Raw genomic sequence first — 16,976 nt, forward strand, 5'->3', positions numbered from 1 at the left:
GGCAGGTGTGGTCGCGTCCGGAGCGACAGGGGCGTCGAGGAGAGTCAGGGCGTCACGAGGCGCAGCAGGGCGCGGCAGGACTTGTCCCCATCGACGTTAGGCCCGGGACCTGCCGGGCCGCATCGCTCAGGTGGGCCATTTCGCGTGCCGTTCGGACGGCACCGGACTGAACGGGATCCCGCTCGGGTACCGGTCGGCATGACCGACCAGCCGACGACCTCCGAGACCCTGACCAACGGCAAGGACCCGCTCCGCCGGTCCCGCACCAGCGGGGCCTGGATCGGGGTGGTCGCCGCCGCGCTGCTGCTGCTCCTCCTGGTGGTCTTCATCGCGCAGAACACCCAGGACGCGCACCTGTCGTTCCTGTGGTGGGACGGCAGCGCCCCGCTGTCCGTGGCGCTGCTGGTCGCCGCCGTCATCGGGATCGCCCTGACCGCGGTGGTCGGCACGCTGCGGATCCTGCAGCTGCGCCGGCGGGTACGCCGCGACCGGCAGCCGTGATCCGCTCAGCCGGGCGGGCCGGCGGCTCCCGGGTGGTCGTCACATGTGCCGGCCGCCGGTGACCTCCAGCACCGTTCCCGTCAGGTAGCTCGCGAGGTCGCTGGCGAGGAAGAGCGCCACCGCCGCCACCTCCGACGGCTCGCCGAAGCGCTGCATCGGGATCTCGCGGAGCCGCTGCTGCCAGATGTCCTCCCGCATCGCCTCGGTCATCGGAGTGCGGATCAGGCCCGGCTGGATCGCGTTGACACGGACTCCGGCGTGGGCGACCTCCTTCGCGGCGGCCTTGGTGAGGCCCACGACGGCCGCCTTCGCGGCGCTGTAGTTGGTCTGGCCGACGTTGCCGACCTTCCCGGAGATCGACGACATGTTCACGATCGAGCCCGTGCCGGCCTCCCGCATCACCGCGGCGGCCGCCCGGGTGCCGAGCCAGGTGCCCTGCACGTGGGTGTCCAGCACCAGCCGGAAGTCGTCGAGCGACATCTTGCGCATCGTCGCGTCCCGCAGCACGCCCGCGTTGTTGACCATCACGTCGAGCCCGCCGTACGTCGTGACCGCGGCGTCGACGAGCGCCGCCACGTCGTCCTCGGACGTCACGTCGCAGCGGACGGCGAGCGCCGAGCCCAGAGCGGCAGCGCACGACTCCGCCGCCGCCACGTCGACGTCGCCGACGACCACCTGGGCGCCCTCGGCGACGAACCGCTCCGCGATCGCCCGGCCGAGCCCCTGCGCACCGCCGGTGACGACGGCGGTGCGCCCGCTCAGCAGGCCGGTCACGCGGGGACGGTGGCGTTGCCGAGCACGAAGTTCTCGGCGTACTCCGAGTTTTCCTCGGCCTGCATCTTGTCCATGTACGCCGCCATCCCGGCCATGTAGAACATGTTGGTCACCGGCTTGCCGGGGATGTTCGACCCGTTGATCCAGGAGTCGACGACGGAGAACAGCGTCTGGTTCGCGATCTCGTCGCACTCGGCGATCCAGGCGTCCTCGGCCTGCTGGCTGGCCTCGATCGAGCCGGCGCCCCGGTCGCGGACGAACTCGATGGCGCGCGCGACCCACTCGACCTGCGCCTCGTGCGCGGGCGGCTGGTTGGTGAACGGTCCCATCGGGCCGTAGATCATGGGTCGGTGGATCGCGATGGCTCGTCCTGCGGATCGAGGCCCGGACGATCAGCGGTCGGAGGCTGGCAACGGACGCGCACTAACGGTCAAGACCGCGCGGGTCTTGAGCACCACCTGGAAGCTATGGCCCGGGTTCCCGCCTTGCGGTAAACGGATGGTGTGCGACATTTCGTCGCCAGGCGGCCGCAGCTGACGTGCCGGTTCTGGCACTGGGCGCCGTCTTCGACTGGTGAGGCTGGCCTGCTGGTCGCCCGGTACTGGTTAGCTCCCTCCGGCCGGCAGTGCCTCGAGCATGACGTCGGGGTGGTCGCGCGCGGTCGTTTTGGCCCGCCACTGGTCGACGAAGAGCGCCAGGTGGGTGCCGTCGCTGCGCTGCAGGACCTCGACACCCCGGATCCCGGCCAGCGCGGCGGCGCCGTCGGCATCGGTACGCCGGGCTACCTGGTAGTCGAGCCGCGAGAAGCGGATGGGGGCGTTGAACTCGTTGGTCATCCGGTCCTCGACCACCTCGAACTGCATCGGCCCGACCGCCGCGAGGACCGGGTTCTGGTCGCCGCGAAGGTCCGAGCGCAGCACCTGGACGACGCCCTCCTGGTCGAGCTGTTCGATACCGCGACGGAACTGCTTGTAGCGGCCGATGTCGCCGGCGCTGGCGGTCATGAAGTGCTCGGGGGCGAAGGTCGGCACGGGCGGGTACTGGATCGACGGACCGACGTACACGGTGTCGCCTACCCGCAGCGCATTCGCGTTCACCAAGCCGATGATGTCGCCGGCCTCGGCGGTCTCGACCGACGTCGTCTCGCGACCGAAGACTGCTTGGGCGAACTTCGTGGCGAAGGGCCGGCCGGTGACAGCGTGAGTGACGACCATCCCGCGCTCGAAGGAGCCGGACACCACCCGCGCGTAGGCGAGGCGGTCGCGGTGGGCAGCGTTCATCCCGGACTGCACCTTGAAGACAAAGGCGCTGAAGTCGTCAGTGACCTGGCGGATCGCGCCGTCGACGCCGCTGGTCTCGCTGGGCGCTGGGGCGAGTTCGAGCAGCAGGTCGAGGAGCTGGGCCACGCCGAAGTTCTGCAGCGCCGAGGCGAACATGACCGGCGTGGTCGCCCCGGCCAGGAAGCGTTCCTGGTCGTGGTCGGCCTCGTCGAGCTCGAGCAGCTCGTGCTCCTCGACCGCGGCCGCCCAGGCCCGGGCGTCGGGCTCCTCCACCTCGCCGGGCCCCATCCTTCGCTCGGGGGCGCGCGTGGCGCCGCCGGCAGTGCGGGTGTACTTCACGAACTCGCCCGTGCGACGGTCCAGCACCCCGCGGAAGTCTCCCGCCTCCCCGACCGGCCAGGTCAGCGGTGTCGGGCGGAGCCCGATCTTCTCGTGGATCAAGTCCATCAGCTCCAGCGCCGAGAGGCCCGGACGGTCCCACTTGTTGATCACGGTGATCACCGGGATGCCGCGCAGCGCGCAGACCCGGAACAGCTTGAGCGTCTGAGGTTCGAGGCCCTTGCCCGCGTCGACCAGCATCACCGCCGAGTCAACGGCGGAGAGCACCCGGTAGGTGTCCTCGGAGAAGTCGCTGTGGCCGGGGGTATCGACCAGGTTGACCACGTGGTCGCGGTAGGTGAACTGGAGCGCGGCCGAGGTGATCGAGATCCCACGGGCCTTCTCCATCGCCATCCAGTCGGACACCGTGCCGCGACGGTCGCCCTTGCCGTGGACGGCTCCGGCCTCGTTGATAGCCCGGGCATGCAAAGCGAGCGCCTCCGTCAGGGTCGACTTGCCCGCGTCAGGGTGGCTGATCACGGCGAACGTACGGCGGGGGCGAGAGTCGGGCACCGGAAGAACCTAACCGCCGACCGGTCACTACCTCGACTCCTGCGTGGCCCCTTCGCTCCACCGCGGGCGAGAACGCTGGTGGTCAACGCGACGACAATCACCGGCAGGGCCCCGCAGCACACGTCCGTGTCATTTCGCCGCCGAAGGGCGTATGTCCGATCGTATGACTGGAGAGGCCCGCCCGGACACGACTCGAGCACTTACCGCTGTCGGCTAACCCGAACGTCGCCACACCGCCGGCAGTGCCAGCACCACATGCTGCTAACCGGCTCCCCGCCCCAGCGCTGCGCGGCACCTACGACGCGGACCTCCAGCGGCTCACCGCAATTGCACGTCCTCGACTCAGGAACCGCAGGCCACCATCGCCACCGCACCATCCACCGATGGTGCACCCGCGAGCCGCCAAGCGCCATGACACGTCGGGAGGGTCCCTGGTCAGACCAGCAAGGCTCGACTCTCATTCGTCGCCAAGCTCGTAGCCGTGTCTTACCGCCGCGTTGGCGCAAGGTAGACCCGGGACGTTCGCCACGCTCGTGGGCTCAGACATCCTCACATCCAGCGAGAGTCAGGATGGTTCACATGGACAGCGCACTCGGAAACCTGGTCTCGAAGTCGAGCACGCCCACCCACGACGGCGTCACCGTGATTCTGGCCATCGGCTGACCGCTCAGCTGCTGGACCCAGGCATTGCCCTGGTCATCGCCGAAGTAGCGGCGCGCGGCGGCGGCATACTCATCGGAGACGTCTTCCAGCATCTCCACCGCAGCGTCACCACGAACCATCAGCGCGTGGTACGGCCATCCGCCTCCCGCGTCGATCGTGACGGCCACCCGCGGCTCTCGCTGTAGTGCACGGAGCTTCGGCGCCTTCGGTGGGCTTCCGAACGTCAGCGCCTCCCCGGTCCAGTGAAACCAGATCGGGACCACCCGTGGGGTGCCATCAAGCCAGGAGTAGGCGAGACGGGCCAACTCTTTCGAGCCGAGCAGCTCCTGTGCTACCGGGTCCTCGAGCAGATGCAGGTCCCCTTGCGATCCGGTCATTGCGAGCCCCCTCTCACTACATGGCGCGCCGGCGGTTCTGCGCGGTGCTGGGCCTACAAGTGAACGCCTATGCCTCGTGCGACGGCAAGCACTGAACGTCATGGGCTCCTGCGGCACCGCTGGCGTTCCTCATCGAGTAACGGCGCGAGTGTGACTGCGCGCTGCGCGCGGTGCGTCACAACGTCGCGACAGGTTGTGGGTGAGTCGCACTACAGCGACTCGATCGGAGCTCCATCTTCGGCGCCAGCGTCCCTCGTCGATCGCCGACGGGCGTCGTTTGGGTCCACGTGCCGGGGCGATGAAGTTTACCGACGACGGGACCGCCAGCAGGCCGCAATCGCCCGCGCCGCTGGCTAGCGCCGCTGCCGACAGGAAACGGACGTCGAGTGAAATGACCATTCCTTGTTGCGACAGTAGAAGCAGCAGCGGAACGACCGCTGCACCCACCGTGAGGCAGAGGACCCCCTGCGCCAGGTCCGGTTCTGCTGCGTGAATCGGTGTCAGCCCGGCGTAGCCCATTCCACCGCGACTGCCGGGGAGTAACCGCGAGCCCTATGCGGATTCAGTCGTCGAGGCCAGAAGGTGCCGCGCCCGCCGGCCAAGGTCGCTCAGGTCCACCCGCCCCGCCTCGGCCGCAGCTGCCAGGCGCGCGGCCAGGTCCAGTGCCTCGTCCAGATCGGGTCCTGCGATCGCGGAATCCTGGCCCATGTGGCGAAGAATTGTGACCTCGGTTCGCGAGGCGATCAACGGATCGGCGACTCCGTCGATCCAGACTCGGGTGCGCCGGCCGTCGCCCCGTTCCTCGCCGATGATTCGCTCGAGCGCGAAGATGCGGTCCGCACGCGCGAACTTGCCGAAGCCCAAAGCCACCATGCGGGAGTCCGATGCCACCCGGCCATCTTGACACTGTCCGTCGATGTCAGTCCCGTGGCTGGCTGCAACTGTTGGCGAGACGGGCCACCGCGTCACTTCCCCGCCATCGAAGGCGCGGGGACCGACTGCCGACGATCCACCTCGGCACAGCCCTACTTGAGGACAGCCCACGCAATCAACGAGTCCAAACGCCGGATGTCTGCGCCCTTTCCGACCTTGATCTTGATGTGTCCGGCCCGCGTCCACATCTCGAGCTCCGCGTTCGTATCCAGCATCCCGCCAGCGTTCTCTGAGGACCACATGTTGATAGCGCTGTAGGGCAAGGAGTAGATCTCTACCTTCTTGCCCGTGATGCCCTGCGCATCACGGCGTCAGGCTCGCCGCCGACGACGGCCGACCGCGCGGACCAGGGACGTGAAGACGATCGCGAGCGCTCCGGACCCGATCAGAGCTCGGATCGGGCCGTGCTGCGACATGGTTGTCACTTCCTCCTCCATGTCGACGAACAGGTGCCACCAGCCTCACGAGGAGGGAGCCGTCGGAGCGATAGGACCTGGGGGCTAGACCCTGAGCGTGGTCACTGGGACCGGTGCTTCAGAGACCCGAACACTCAACGAGGATCACTCAGTTCTCATGTCGGGTGACTGCGGCCTCGAGCACGGCGGTGATCTCGGCGCCGATCAACTCGTGGCGGCTCACCAGCGCATCCCGCAGGGCCGCGACCAGGTGCCTGTTCTCAGCTAGCAGGTCATGGACATGCTGCTTCTGCTGGTGCAGCAGACGTTCCACCGCCGCCCGACCTTGGGGATCACCGATGACCCGCCCGACGATGTTGGTGTCCGACAGTGCCGCACCCTGGACGGCCTGGAACGAGACCAGGCTGTCGTCCATGCCGCACACCCCGACCATCTGCGCCGCCACCGTGGTGGCTGTGATCAGGTCCCCGCTGGGACCTGTCGATACGTCAGATACGAACAGCTCTTCGGCAACCATGCCGCCAAGTGCGATCCGGATCAGGTTGAGCATCTCGGTCCGCGATCGGGTGAAGACCTCGTCCCGGTCGCCGTGTGCCAGCAGCCCCAGTGCGTCGCGGCGCTTGATGATGGTGAGGGCCTCCAGGCGTCGCTCGGGTGCGACCAGCCAGGCCGTGGTGGCGTGCCCAGCCTCGTGGGTGGCGATCAGGGTTTGCTCCTGGTCGGTGTACTGCACAGGCTGGCCTAGGCCGATCTCCTCGGTCAGCCGGGCGCGTTCGATGTCTCGGATGGTCATCGCGCGGTCCCCGCGCCGCAGCGCATTGACCAGGGCCTCGTCGAGCAGGTGCTCGATCATGACGGGCGTGTAGGCCTGGGTCAGGGCGGCCACATGCTCCCGGACGTCGTCGTCGTCCAGCTCGGATACGTGTGCCTTGCGGGTCAGAAAGTGGTCGACGAGCTCGCGGCGGGCCACCCGCCCGGGCGAGTCAAACGTCAGCCGGCGGTCGAAGCGGCCTGGGCGGAGCAGTGCGGGGTCGAGGTTGTCGGCTCGGTTCGTCGCCGCGATGACCAGCACGTTCGTCGGCGCGGGCAGGGGCCGGGGCAGCTGTCGATGGGCCGGCAGCAGCGCGTTGAGCTGCTCGGCCAGCCAGGCGTGGATGCGCTGGGGACCGCTCGGCTCGTCGAACGACTGCATCTGGACGAGGAGTTCGTTGACCACGCCGCCGGTGCCCTCACTGATGGTCGAGCGGTTGGTCGCTGCGGTCAGGTTGACGGTGAGCGCTGTGGCTGGCGCGTTCCAGCCGCATGAGGTGGATCCGAGGAGGGACGAGTCGAACGGCAGCACAGGCTCGGCGTGACTCGGAGCGGACCCGGCGGCCATGCCTCCCCTGGTCATCGCGATGGCGTCGATCTCCTCGATGAAGCCGATCGCGCCGCCGTCGCGTCGGGCGGCCTTGCGCAGCGCGCGGAAGTAGGAGCGGATCTTGCGTGCTGTAGCGCCGTAGTACATCGACTGGAACGAGGTCGCGGACACGAACAGGAACGGCACGCCGGCCTCGCGGGCCATCGCCTTGGCCATGTGTGTCTTCCCGGTTCCTGGTAGCCCTTCGAAGAGCAGTCCTCGCCGCGGCGTTCCTCCCATCTCCTCAGTGAAGGCGCGATGGGCGAGGAACAGGTTGAGGGAGCGGACTACGTCCTCCTTGACGGCGTCGACCCCCTTGACGTCGTCCAGGGTGACCTCGATCTGTTCCGGCTTGAACATGATGTGGGGCGAGCGGCCCGCCCCGATTGTCGCGCCGAGCAGCGTGCCCACCATCGTGAACAGGAGCAACGAGGCCATGACCAGGAACGGGTCGAACGTCGGGAGCCGCCACGAGCGGATGTCCATCGGGTCGCCGCGGACCAGGCGCCACCACAGCCACACCAACAGCAGGGCCAGAACGAGCGCGAGTCGGCGGAGGGCGAGTTGCCTACGTCGCTCGCGGGCAGCGCCGACGTCGGCGGCGGAGGCGACCAGGCGCCCTACCCCTGCATCCGTCAGCAGTGATGGTCCATGCTTGAGCCTCTTCGTCACCCGTCCACCTCCGCCAGACATGCCTTTGGCCCTCAGGTTCCGCCGTCGACATCGTCGATGAGGGAGGAAGCGTCGGCCGGCAATCGCGCGTTCAGTCCCCAACTCTGGGGACCACTCGGACCCCAGGGCGGTCACTTTCAGTCCAGGCGTTCGCGTGGACCGCATGGCAGCGCTGACGAGCTGGCCCGTAAGGCAGGGACGTCTCCCGCGGGAAAATCGTCATCTGGTCACAGTCGGCAAATTCCATCGATCCTGACGGAACGTGATCTCGGCTGACGGTCCTCCTTGCCGAGAAGTGAAGGATGATGGGCGGATTAGGGCACAGCAGAGGTGCCGCAGGTCGCGGAACGCGAGGGCGGATGAAGCGTTCCGCGATCCGGGTCCCCGCCGAGGTGCGTCTATCCGCCGCGACACGGCGCCCCAATGGGCTACGAGCCGGATGGCGGCGTCGGTCCGTCGTCCTTCGAGGGAGGACTCGTCCACGCGGTCGCCCGCGACGGCACGCTGAGCTGAGCCGGGCCGCAACTGGTCTATGACGGGGGCTGCCACAAGCAGCGCGTCGATGGGCATGGCCCGTGTGGACCATTGACCGCCGGCGCGCTTCTCGCGGACCGTTGACCCATGGCCGAAACCTCCTCGGTGGGCAGTAGTAAGAGCGCGCGCGGCAGCAAGGGTCTGGGAGGCCCGCTGACTCAAGACCTCGTTGTCCGCAAGGCGGCGGCGGGCGGCTGGGCCGCGCTGATCGCGGGTCTCGTCGCGGCCGTCGCAGCCCGGCTGGCAATGAGCCTGCTCGCCTCGCTCAACGCCGACGTTGCCGGCGCCATCTCCGACGACGGGTTCGTGATCGGCCAGGTCACCTTCGGCGGGACTGCACAGCTGACCGGCGCGTGCCTGCAACTGACGTCGATCGGCGCCGCGTTCTACCTGCTCCTGCGGCCGTTCCTCGTCGGTACCGGCGCAGTACGCGTCGTCACCTCCGCGGTCGGCTTCGGCGTGCCGGTGGCAGCGGTCGCGATCATCCACCCCGGCGGCGTCGACTTCACCCGGCTCGAGCCCCGGTGGCTCGCGATCGCCTTGTTCGTTGCGCTCCCGGTCGGCGTGGTTGCCATCTTCGCTGCCCTCGCCGAGCACTGGCTGCGTGACGAGTCGTGGTTCATGAGCGCGTCCCGCTCCCGTGTCAGCCCACTGCTGGCCACCTGGATCGCCGCCGGCATCGGCTTGGTCCTCCTCGTGCCGATCTTCGTCGCGGCGTGGGTGTCCGCGGGCGCCAGCACCCGGGACCCGTCCGAGCCGGCGCTGCCAGCCAAGGCCAAACGACTCGGGCAGGGTGTGCTGGTCACGATCGCTGCACTCGGCACCTGGGCGCTTGTCGACGACGTCGCGACCATCCTCGGCTGATCCGTTCGGTGCCGCGTCCACGGCGCAAGCACCAGGGGTGGAGCGAGGCTCTGCGTCGCGGGGCAGGCCTGCGGAATCCGCTGGTAGTGCGCTCATGGATTCCCCGATCATGATCAGCATGGATGATCGATCTCGGTTTCTCGCCGCCTACGACGAGCAGTTGCGGACCGACGCAGAGACACCGAGTGCAGTCTCGGTGGCTGCCCTTCGTCCGTTGCGGCTGGTGACGTTCTCGGGTGGTCGCGGTTTCGTCACCTACCAAGACCTGGGTGGAGCCGACGCGGACGCGATCTCTCGACTGGTCGAGGCGGCGCTCGCGCACTACGGGGCAGATCCCGAGATCACTCGGGTGGAGTGGAAGACACGGGGGCACGACTACGCGCCAGGACTGCATCAGAGCCTCCTGGCCCACGGGTTCGTCGCAGAGGAAGCGGAGTCGATCATGATCGGCCAGGCGCAGCGGCTCGCGGTCGAAGTGCCGTTGCCCGAAGGCGTGATGCTGCGGCAGGTCAGCGAGGAGAGCGATGTCCGCGCGATGAGCGCGATGGGTGCGCGGGCCTTCGGCGACCAACCCGCCGAGGGAGAGGCGATGGCTGACGCGTTGCTGCGCCGGCTCTCCCTCGATGACGGAATGGAGCTGTGGGTCGCGGAGCACAACGGGCAGATCGTTTCCGCCGGTCGGCTCGAACCCGTTCCCGGGACGGACTTCGCCGGGATCTGGGGCGGCTCGACACTGGAGGAATGGCGTGGTCGCGGGATCTATCGCGCCCTGACCGCAGCGCGGGCGAGGTCGGCACTGCGGAGGGGCAAGACCCTCATCAACAGCGACTCCACCGAGTACTCCCGTCCCATCCTGGAACGGTACGGCTTCCTCAAGGTCTCCACCACGACGCCCTACCTCTGGCGGCGCTGACCCCACCGAACACCGCAAGCGCGCCGACAGGTGCATCATTCCGCCGCGAAGGCGCGCAGCCCGCCTTCCGATCGGTCGGGCCTATCGAACGCTACGCAGCAAGACAGCGGACCGTCAGGAGTAGCGGTGGCTCTTTGCCGCGTGACCCTGCTCGCGTGTGCACGTGCCGCCGTTCATCGAACGGTGCCCGCACAGTGCGTCGGTGGGAGAAGCTGAAGAAGCCGGGCTGGCTTCCTGAACCGTCGCGGGTCGAACCGCTCGTCTGGTCGGAGTCGAGGCGGCCATCGGCCTGGTTGATGCCGCGCTGTATCGAGCCTCTCGCATCGCCCGCACTGCTGCTTCCTTGCTCATCGTCGATTCACCAGACGAACTCTAGAGGTGCATGCCGACAATTCTCTTGAGGCGCGGCGCCGACAACGGTTCCCTCCCACCCGAACCGCGACCGGGTCATGCACGTGATCCTCCTCGATCAGGCCGGCGCGTCATACCGGGGATCGTCTAATAGCCGCTACTGATCGAGTCGCTCATGAAATCAGGCCCCGGTCAGAGGATCGCGCCGCGGGGCGCCAGCTCGATAGAGGCAACGCCGCGCGCGAACAGCACGAGCAGCCGATCACCGTGCTGGCAACGAAGGACACCGTCATCGGATCTCAGCGCTGCAACAGCTTGTTCGAGGACCTGGCCCTGATCGGTTCCATCTGGATCCTCATACTTGACGTCGGTGTGATCGCCGCTGGTGAACCGGACGCGAAGCACGACGTCTGCCATGAAGGCACGCTAGCCGCGCCGGTGCTCACGTGCCACGCAAGCAGCATCACGATCGCTGCGCCGCCACACTCGCTGACCCGGGGTCCGCCTCCGGTCACACCCGGAGCCGATCAGCGTGGCCGACCTCTTGCTGCCCCCGCTGGCCTCAGTGAGCGGTGAGGAGCAGCTCATGCTTGGTGACCCAGTCAGCGAGACCAGCAGCGCCACAGCATCAACGTCAGCGGGAGGAATCTGCGGAAAGTCGCCAAGTTCGATGCTATGGCGACCGCGACCATGCAGATCGCATCCGGCCCGAATCCTGCGCTCTCAAGCTGCGTCACGTCGCCCCGACAGCAGGCGTCCTAGCCCGACCTCGCGAGATCGGCCATGACACGCCCGGGCGACAGACGCGCGCTCGCTCCACCGGGACAGGAGCGGTGCGTCGAGCCGTGAAGAGTGCTCACTCCACGGGGAACATGCCGAGTTGGTCACGCGAAGGGCGCACCGCATCCGGCGCCATGTCGAGGATCGGCCCGTCTGCGGCGGACGCCGGATCTGGGACGGACTCGTCTGAGGCGGGTTCCCGATCCGGGATGCCTGCCCGAGGCACGGCGGGGTCGGCGGCGTGGGCGGCCGCCTCGAAGTAGCGCAGCAGCTCCACCGGGAACGGCAGCACGAGCGTCGAGTTTCTCTCAGCCGCCACCTCGACCATCGTCTGCATCAACCGCAACTGCAGGGCACCCGGCGTCGCCGTCATCGCCGCCGCGGCTTGCGAGAGCTTCTTGGACGCCTGGTACTCACCGTCCGCGGTGATGACCCGGGAGCGGCGCTCCCGCTCGGCCTCCGCCTGCCGCGACATCGACCGCTTCATCGCCTCGGGTAGCGCTACGTCCTTGATCTCCACGCGATCGATCTCGATACCCCACGGGACGGCCGGACTGTCCAGCATCACCTCGAGGCCCTGATTGAGACGCTCGCGGTCGGACAGCAGGTCGTCGAGCTCGCTCTTGCCGATGATGGACCGCAGCGAGGTCTGCGCCACCTGCGAGATCGCGTACTGATAGTCCTGCACCTCGACGACCGCACGCATGGGGTCCATCACTCGGAAGTAGACGACCGCGTCGACCCGCACGGTCACGTTGTCGCGGGTGATGCCGTCCTGGGCGGGGACCGGCATGGTCACGACCTGCATGTTGACCCGCCTCATCCGGTCCACGAACGGGATCAGCATGGTGGGGCCGGGCCGCCGTACCTCTCGCTGGGCGCGCCCCAGCCGGAACACCACACCACGCTCGATCTGCTTGACCACCCGAACACTGGCCGACAGGCCCACGACGATGAGCACGAGCAGTGTCGCGAGTACGAAGAGCAGGACGTCCATGACGACCTCCGGGGATGAGTACCGCCTCGTCCTCCAGCCTACGTCGGCCAAGACCGGCATGATCCGCGTCGCTCGCAGGCCCGGGCTGCCAGCGACCCAGGGACGGGCCAAGACCCGAATGAGAAGTCAGGACAATCCGTACGGCCCGAAATACGTCACTTCGCCGCCTATCCCCGCGACTTATCTGGTGTCTGTCGATGTGTGGGCGGCTCGTACCGGAGCGTGCCCAAGGTGCTCCCTCGTGCCCGATGAGCCGATGCATGCGGGTCGGTAGTAGGCGTGATCACTGAACGGGCCAGCCTCAGGCGCCGCAGCTCCCTGAGCCGAGCTTGGCAAGCTCATTGAGGTCGCCAGCGCCGTAGGTCAGCTGGCCGGCGTTAGAGGAATACATCAACTGGGCCGGGTCCTCGACATGCCCGAGGCCCAGGACGTGGCCGAGCTCGTGCATGACGACGGCCTGTTCGACGGCCGTGTTGTGCTCGGCGCTCTGCCGCGCGACCGAAGGAGCCTCCAGCTTCCGGGGCAGAGCGAGTCACTTCGCCGCATGCGCGCAGGTCTTGCGCCTTGGATCAACGCGCGCTCCGCAGTCCCGGAGAACCGGCAACATGATGGACCATCCTCGGGGACTCGGGCAGAGGCATGCCTGCGTCACAGGAAGTCCATGCCGGTCAGCGTCGGGCTTCCCCGAGCATCGGGCGGATGCTTATGTCGTACGTGGGGCACACCTACGGCAAAGATTGTCCGACAGCGAGGAGCCAAGCCATGATGACCGTCGTTACGAGCGTGACCCTGAGGGAAGAGGCAAGAAATCAGTGGGACCGGGCGATGCACGAGCGCGTCCGGGCCGCTTCGGACATGGACGGATGGGTCGCCGTTCAGCTGCTCCGAGAGGCCGACGACCCGCAGCGGCGTGCGATCATCGGCACGTGGCAGTCACGGGAGCACTGGGCCCGCTGGCACGACGACGAAGCATTCAAGGCCACCCGAGCTGAACTGGCCGGCCTGGAGGATGGACCGTCCACTACCGTCTGGTACGACGTGGTAGAAGAACAGGCCTGAGGATTGATCCGGTGATGCCACCCTTACCCGTGTGCCCACCGAAGAGACCGCCTGAGCTCGGCGACTGGCAGCGCCGCTAGATTCCTGCGTCGTCGTCACACGCCATGGACGTCCAAGGCGCGACGCTCCGCCGCGATCAACGTCCCGCGCCGCTCCGCGGCGTCCCGCGCCGTTCCGCGGCGGCCATGGACGTCCAAGGCGGTCGACGCTTGCATGAATGATCGACAACGTCAGGTCGGCGTCCAGTCCTTCTCGACTATTGCAAGGCAGCGCTCGACGTTCCTCTGAACTTATGGCTGCGCTGCCCGATGTGGTGCCAACTCCGCAAGGCTCTGAGACAAGCGCGCACTCTCTACGGCCGCCTGGCTTTGTCGAAGACTGCGGGCAAGGGAACTCTCCGGCGAGATAGCCTTCGGGTGGGGAGGAGGCTGCCGTGACCGAGGACTACGTGCATGCTGCACAGACGCTCCGCCGCATCCTCAACTCGTCGCAGGTGCGTGAGGCCCTAGGCAGCGAAGCCGGGGTCGCGGCGCGGCCCGCGGAGCTCGAGCAGGTGCAGGCCCAGGTGGCGGAAGCGGCGAGCTCACCTGCGCTGCGGCGCTTCATGGAGAACTACACGCGTCTCCAGCAGCAGCTCGTCGAGGTACGGCGAACAGAGGAGCAGACTGGAGTTTTTCTCCGTTCGATCGACCAGAGCACGATTGATCTGGCCGTCGAAGTCGCTCGCGTCGCGGATCAGGCGGCCGCCGACGCAGGGCAAAGTGCGTGGAGCCGCCGCATCCAGAAGGTCGTAGCCGCGCTACAGCCACCGCTCGACGCCCGGTTCTCTCCCTGGGAACGGGGCGTGCACCCGAAACTGAAGCACAGTGCCCCGGCTCAGACCTGGGATACCACCGACCCGCAGCCCGCCTTCGTGCCGATCGAGACTCTCGAGGACCTCCAACAGATCGCGGATGCGGCCGACGTCCCCGAGGAGGCGATCCAGCAGTTCGAGGCCGAGATCTCCGACATCGCAGCCCTCGATGTGCTGCTCGACGACGCGGCCGACCAGATCGGCGCCGACCATCCCTCGATCACCCGCGCTCAGGCCCGCCGGCTCGTCCTAGTCTGCGCATACGCCGGATGGGTTCTTGGCATCCTCGGGATCACGGTCCTCTCCGACCCCGTGCTTGTCGCCGTCGCGGCCCGGCTCGGGGCGACCGGAGCGGACGCCAGCGACGTCTCGAGCACTGCCGGGAAGCTCGTCGACAAGGCCCCGAGCAAACTCGTCGCCGACCAGCGCCCTTCGATCGCTCCCGAGCTCGACGAGGACGTGTGAACGGCCAGAGGGCTGCGGCACACGACCACCGACGCGCCCCACACGACTGCCATCAGACACATCGACGCAATGGAGACTCAGAACGACGGAGCCGGCTGCGAACTGAGTTCAGTTGCGCTGCGACCTGCGTCAATTCGCCGCATCAGCGCATCGGCGTGACCTGGCGCAGAACGTTCCACCGCACTGCTGCGGCGCGGACGACATGGAGGTCTTCACGGGTCGAAACCTCGGATACGCAGAATGTTGGGCACGCGCCACCGAGAATCGACATCCCTAGGAGAGCCCATGAGTATCGAGCTGAATCACACGATCGTGCGCGTGAGGGATCGTTGGGCTGCTGCTCGCGATGTCGGCGAGGTGCTGGGTCTGCCTGAGGCGACGGCATACGGTCCGTTCGCCGAACTGAAGTTGGACAACGCCGCGAGCCTGGACTTCATGGACACCAAGGGTGAGATTCACGGTCAGCACTACGCGTTCCTGGTCAGCGAGGGGGAGTTTGACCTCATCCTGGATCGCCTGCGGGACAACGGCCGCCAGTGGTGGGCTGACCCCTTCCAGCGCCAACCGCACGAGATCAACCACGAGGACGGTGGCCGCGGCCTTTACTGGGAAGGCCCGGACGGGCACTGGTTGGAGATCATCACCCGTCCATATGGGAGCGGTGCCTGATCCCCCGATCACTCGCGGCGCCACCGGATGCAGTTCCGGGATCTGGAAGACCTGCGTCTTACCGCCGCGACGACGCACAGCCGACCGGAGCGCCACATTTGGCTGCTCGTCACGTTCGTCGGTGGAAGGTGACGTCGCCGTTGGGGTGGTGGGTGGTCTGGTAGCAGGTGTCGTGGGCGCGGGCGTGGTGCCAGGGGCACAGGGAGATGCCGTCGGCGAGGTTGGTGTGGCCGCCGTCGGTCCAGCGGGTCTGGTGGTGGGCGTGCAGGCCGGTGGCGCGGTCGCAGCCCTGGGCGCGGCAGCCGCGGTCGCGGACCAGCATCGCGACCCGTTGGGCCTCGCTGAAGTACCGGCGTTTGCGGCCCACGTCGAGGGGCTGGGAGTCGCCGTCCAGGACGACGGGGATGATCCCGGCCTGGCAGGCCAGCCGGCGGGCCATGCTCGGGGAGATCTTCTCCCCGGTGTCCAGCACCCCGGCCTTCTCGAGGCGGCCGAGCAGTACGTCGAGGTCGATCAGCACCACCGCGGTCGCGGAGACGCCGCCGGTGGTGGGGAGCTGGTCGGCGGGGTACCGCTCGATCAGCTCGCAGAACGCCCGTCCCCACGCCTCGGGGGTCTCCGGCCGCTCCACCCCGGGACCCTGGGTGGCGGCCACGTGTCGGGGTGCGGCCAGGGCGCCGAGGATCTTGCGCAGGACGGCCCAGTGGTAGCTGGGCAGGGTGCCCCGGAAGTGCGCCCTGCCGTGGCCGTCGTCGTAGCCGGTGAGCCGGCAGGCCTTGGCGGCGGCGGCCTCCTCCTTGGCCAGCAGCGCGGCTTCGCGGGCGTCGGCCTCCTCGGGGGCGACCACCTCGAACAGGTGCTTCCCGAGCCGGTTCAGGGCTTTCGCGTCGTGGTGCCGGGCCAGGGCCAGCAGGTGCGCCTCGGCCGCGGCGACCTTCCCGGCCGGGACCGTGTCCGGGAGGTCCTCGACCCAGCGGATCACCACCCGCGCCTGGTCGGCCAGCACCCGCCCGGCGGCCAGCGCGTCCCGAGTCGGGCGATGCGCCTCGAGGTCACGGCCCAGCCGCACCGCCGCGTACGCCGCGGCCCGGGTGGCCTTCGTCTCGTGGGCCAGCCAGTTCGCCGCCGACGAGGCCCCGACCTCCCGGCCCACCCCGGCGTCCTCGGCGTGCGCGGCGACCCGGGCCTTGAGCTCGACCAGCCGGGCTTCGGCGCGCTGCAGCGCGACCAGCGTCTGGCCGGTCTCGACCGGGTCCATCGACCACACCGACGCATCGGCGACCGCGTCCAGCTCGGCGTGCACGTGCGCGGTCGCGACACTGACCCGGTGCCGGGGAGTCGCGATCGCTGTCATGGATCCATCACAGCACCGGCCACCGACAGTCAGATGCTCAGAACCCTTGTTTTGACCAGCATTCGGACAATTCCGGAAGATTCTTCAGCAGAAATTTCGCGGCCCCTCGCGACCCCTCGCGACCGCAAGCCGGGAAGCAGCCGGAACCACGCGCCCGCCTCGTCCGCGTCGGTGCCTGTCGGTCGGCACCACCCACGGACCCGCAGCCCGGTCTCACCGAAGCGGACCGCA

17 protein-coding genes are annotated in these 16,976 nt (G+C 68.2%); 6 read left to right on the top strand and 11 right to left on the bottom strand.

The annotated features are described in order from the left end of the window. The first annotated feature begins 198 nt into the window (after positions 1-198). Complete coding sequence (locus ACVW2K_RS02375) at positions 199-501, top strand: lipopolysaccharide assembly protein LapA domain-containing protein (RefSeq protein WP_457201389.1); 303 nt, start codon at positions 199-201, stop codon at positions 499-501. A gap of 39 nt (positions 502-540) precedes the next feature. On the opposite strand, the gene fabG is transcribed toward ACVW2K_RS02375, so the two are convergent. The 7 genes from fabG to ACVW2K_RS02410 form a co-directional block, all read right to left on the bottom strand. Next, entirely contained in the window at positions 541-1,275 is a 735-nt protein-coding gene (gene fabG / locus ACVW2K_RS02380) for a 3-oxoacyl-ACP reductase FabG (RefSeq protein ID WP_457201390.1), read from the bottom strand. Then, positions 1,272-1,604, bottom strand: coding sequence for a hypothetical protein (locus tag ACVW2K_RS02385; RefSeq protein ID WP_457201391.1), 333 nt, complete (start codon positions 1,602-1,604; stop codon positions 1,272-1,274). Before ACVW2K_RS02385 ends, fabG begins: the two co-directional genes overlap by 4 nt. A 276-nt stretch (positions 1,605-1,880) precedes the next feature. Continuing rightward, positions 1,881-3,446: a peptide chain release factor 3 gene (locus tag ACVW2K_RS02390; RefSeq protein WP_457201392.1), complete on the bottom strand. Its 1,566-nt coding sequence runs from the start codon at positions 3,444-3,446 to the stop codon at positions 1,881-1,883. A gap of 575 nt (positions 3,447-4,021) precedes the next feature. After that, positions 4,022-4,486 carry a pyridoxamine 5'-phosphate oxidase family protein gene (locus ACVW2K_RS02395; RefSeq protein WP_028638589.1) on the bottom strand — a complete coding sequence of 155 codons (465 nt, stop codon included), beginning with the start codon at positions 4,484-4,486 and terminating at the stop codon, positions 4,022-4,024. Positions 4,487-5,038: 552 nt separating this feature from the next. After that, on the bottom strand, positions 5,039-5,377 hold the full coding sequence (locus ACVW2K_RS02400) for a hypothetical protein (protein WP_051549439.1): 339 nt from the start codon (positions 5,375-5,377) through the stop codon (positions 5,039-5,041). 134 nt (positions 5,378-5,511) lie between these two features. Continuing rightward, on the bottom strand, positions 5,512-5,712 hold the full coding sequence (locus ACVW2K_RS02405) for a PH domain-containing protein (RefSeq protein WP_457204037.1): 201 nt from the start codon (positions 5,710-5,712) through the stop codon (positions 5,512-5,514). Between the two features lie 271 nt (positions 5,713-5,983). Further along, positions 5,984-7,906, bottom strand: a complete 1,923-nt coding sequence (locus tag ACVW2K_RS02410) for an AAA family ATPase (RefSeq protein ID WP_457201393.1) — start codon at positions 7,904-7,906, stop codon at positions 5,984-5,986. A 621-nt stretch (positions 7,907-8,527) separates the two neighbouring features. Here ACVW2K_RS02410 and ACVW2K_RS02415 point away from each other — a divergent pair. Together ACVW2K_RS02415 and ACVW2K_RS02420 are read left to right on the top strand one after the other, a co-directional pair. Then, positions 8,528-9,304, top strand: coding sequence for a hypothetical protein (locus ACVW2K_RS02415; RefSeq protein WP_457201394.1), 777 nt, complete (start codon positions 8,528-8,530; stop codon positions 9,302-9,304). Positions 9,305-9,398: 94 nt separating this feature from the next. Then, positions 9,399-10,217 (top strand): GNAT family N-acetyltransferase, encoded by an 819-nt coding sequence (locus tag ACVW2K_RS02420; RefSeq protein ID WP_457201395.1) that lies wholly within the window; start codon positions 9,399-9,401, stop codon positions 10,215-10,217. Between the two features lie 543 nt (positions 10,218-10,760). On the opposite strand, the gene ACVW2K_RS02425 is transcribed toward ACVW2K_RS02420, so the two are convergent. The 3 genes from ACVW2K_RS02425 to ACVW2K_RS02435 all read right to left on the bottom strand — a co-directional run bounded on the left by ACVW2K_RS02425 (position 10,761) and on the right by ACVW2K_RS02435 (position 12,871). Then, complete coding sequence (locus ACVW2K_RS02425) at positions 10,761-10,985, bottom strand: hypothetical protein (RefSeq protein WP_457201396.1); 225 nt, start codon at positions 10,983-10,985, stop codon at positions 10,761-10,763. A 439-nt stretch (positions 10,986-11,424) separates the two neighbouring features. Then, positions 11,425-12,345 (bottom strand): slipin family protein, encoded by a 921-nt coding sequence (locus ACVW2K_RS02430; RefSeq protein ID WP_081790581.1) that lies wholly within the window; start codon positions 12,343-12,345, stop codon positions 11,425-11,427. 301 nt (positions 12,346-12,646) lie between these two features. After that, complete coding sequence (locus ACVW2K_RS02435) at positions 12,647-12,871, bottom strand: matrixin family metalloprotease (RefSeq protein ID WP_457204038.1); 225 nt, start codon at positions 12,869-12,871, stop codon at positions 12,647-12,649. Positions 12,872-13,107: 236 nt separating this feature from the next. On the opposite strand from ACVW2K_RS02435, the gene ACVW2K_RS02440 reads away from it, so the two are divergent. From ACVW2K_RS02440 to ACVW2K_RS02450, 3 genes are all read left to right on the top strand, one after another. Then, positions 13,108-13,404, top strand: coding sequence for an antibiotic biosynthesis monooxygenase family protein (locus ACVW2K_RS02440; protein ID WP_028638585.1), 297 nt, complete (start codon positions 13,108-13,110; stop codon positions 13,402-13,404). 433 nt (positions 13,405-13,837) lie between these two features. Then, positions 13,838-14,722, top strand: a complete 885-nt coding sequence (locus ACVW2K_RS02445; RefSeq protein ID WP_457201397.1) for a hypothetical protein — start codon at positions 13,838-13,840, stop codon at positions 14,720-14,722. 285 nt (positions 14,723-15,007) lie between these two features. Next, complete coding sequence (locus ACVW2K_RS02450; RefSeq protein WP_457201398.1) at positions 15,008-15,391, top strand: VOC family protein; 384 nt, start codon at positions 15,008-15,010, stop codon at positions 15,389-15,391. Between the two features lie 109 nt (positions 15,392-15,500). Here ACVW2K_RS02450 and ACVW2K_RS02455 read toward each other — a convergent pair whose 3' ends face one another. Continuing rightward, positions 15,501-16,745, bottom strand: a complete 1,245-nt coding sequence (locus tag ACVW2K_RS02455; protein WP_457201399.1) for a DUF222 domain-containing protein — start codon at positions 16,743-16,745, stop codon at positions 15,501-15,503. Between the last annotated feature and the right edge of the window lie 231 nt (positions 16,746-16,976).

The organism is Nocardioides sp. HB32 (genome assembly GCF_054058995.1).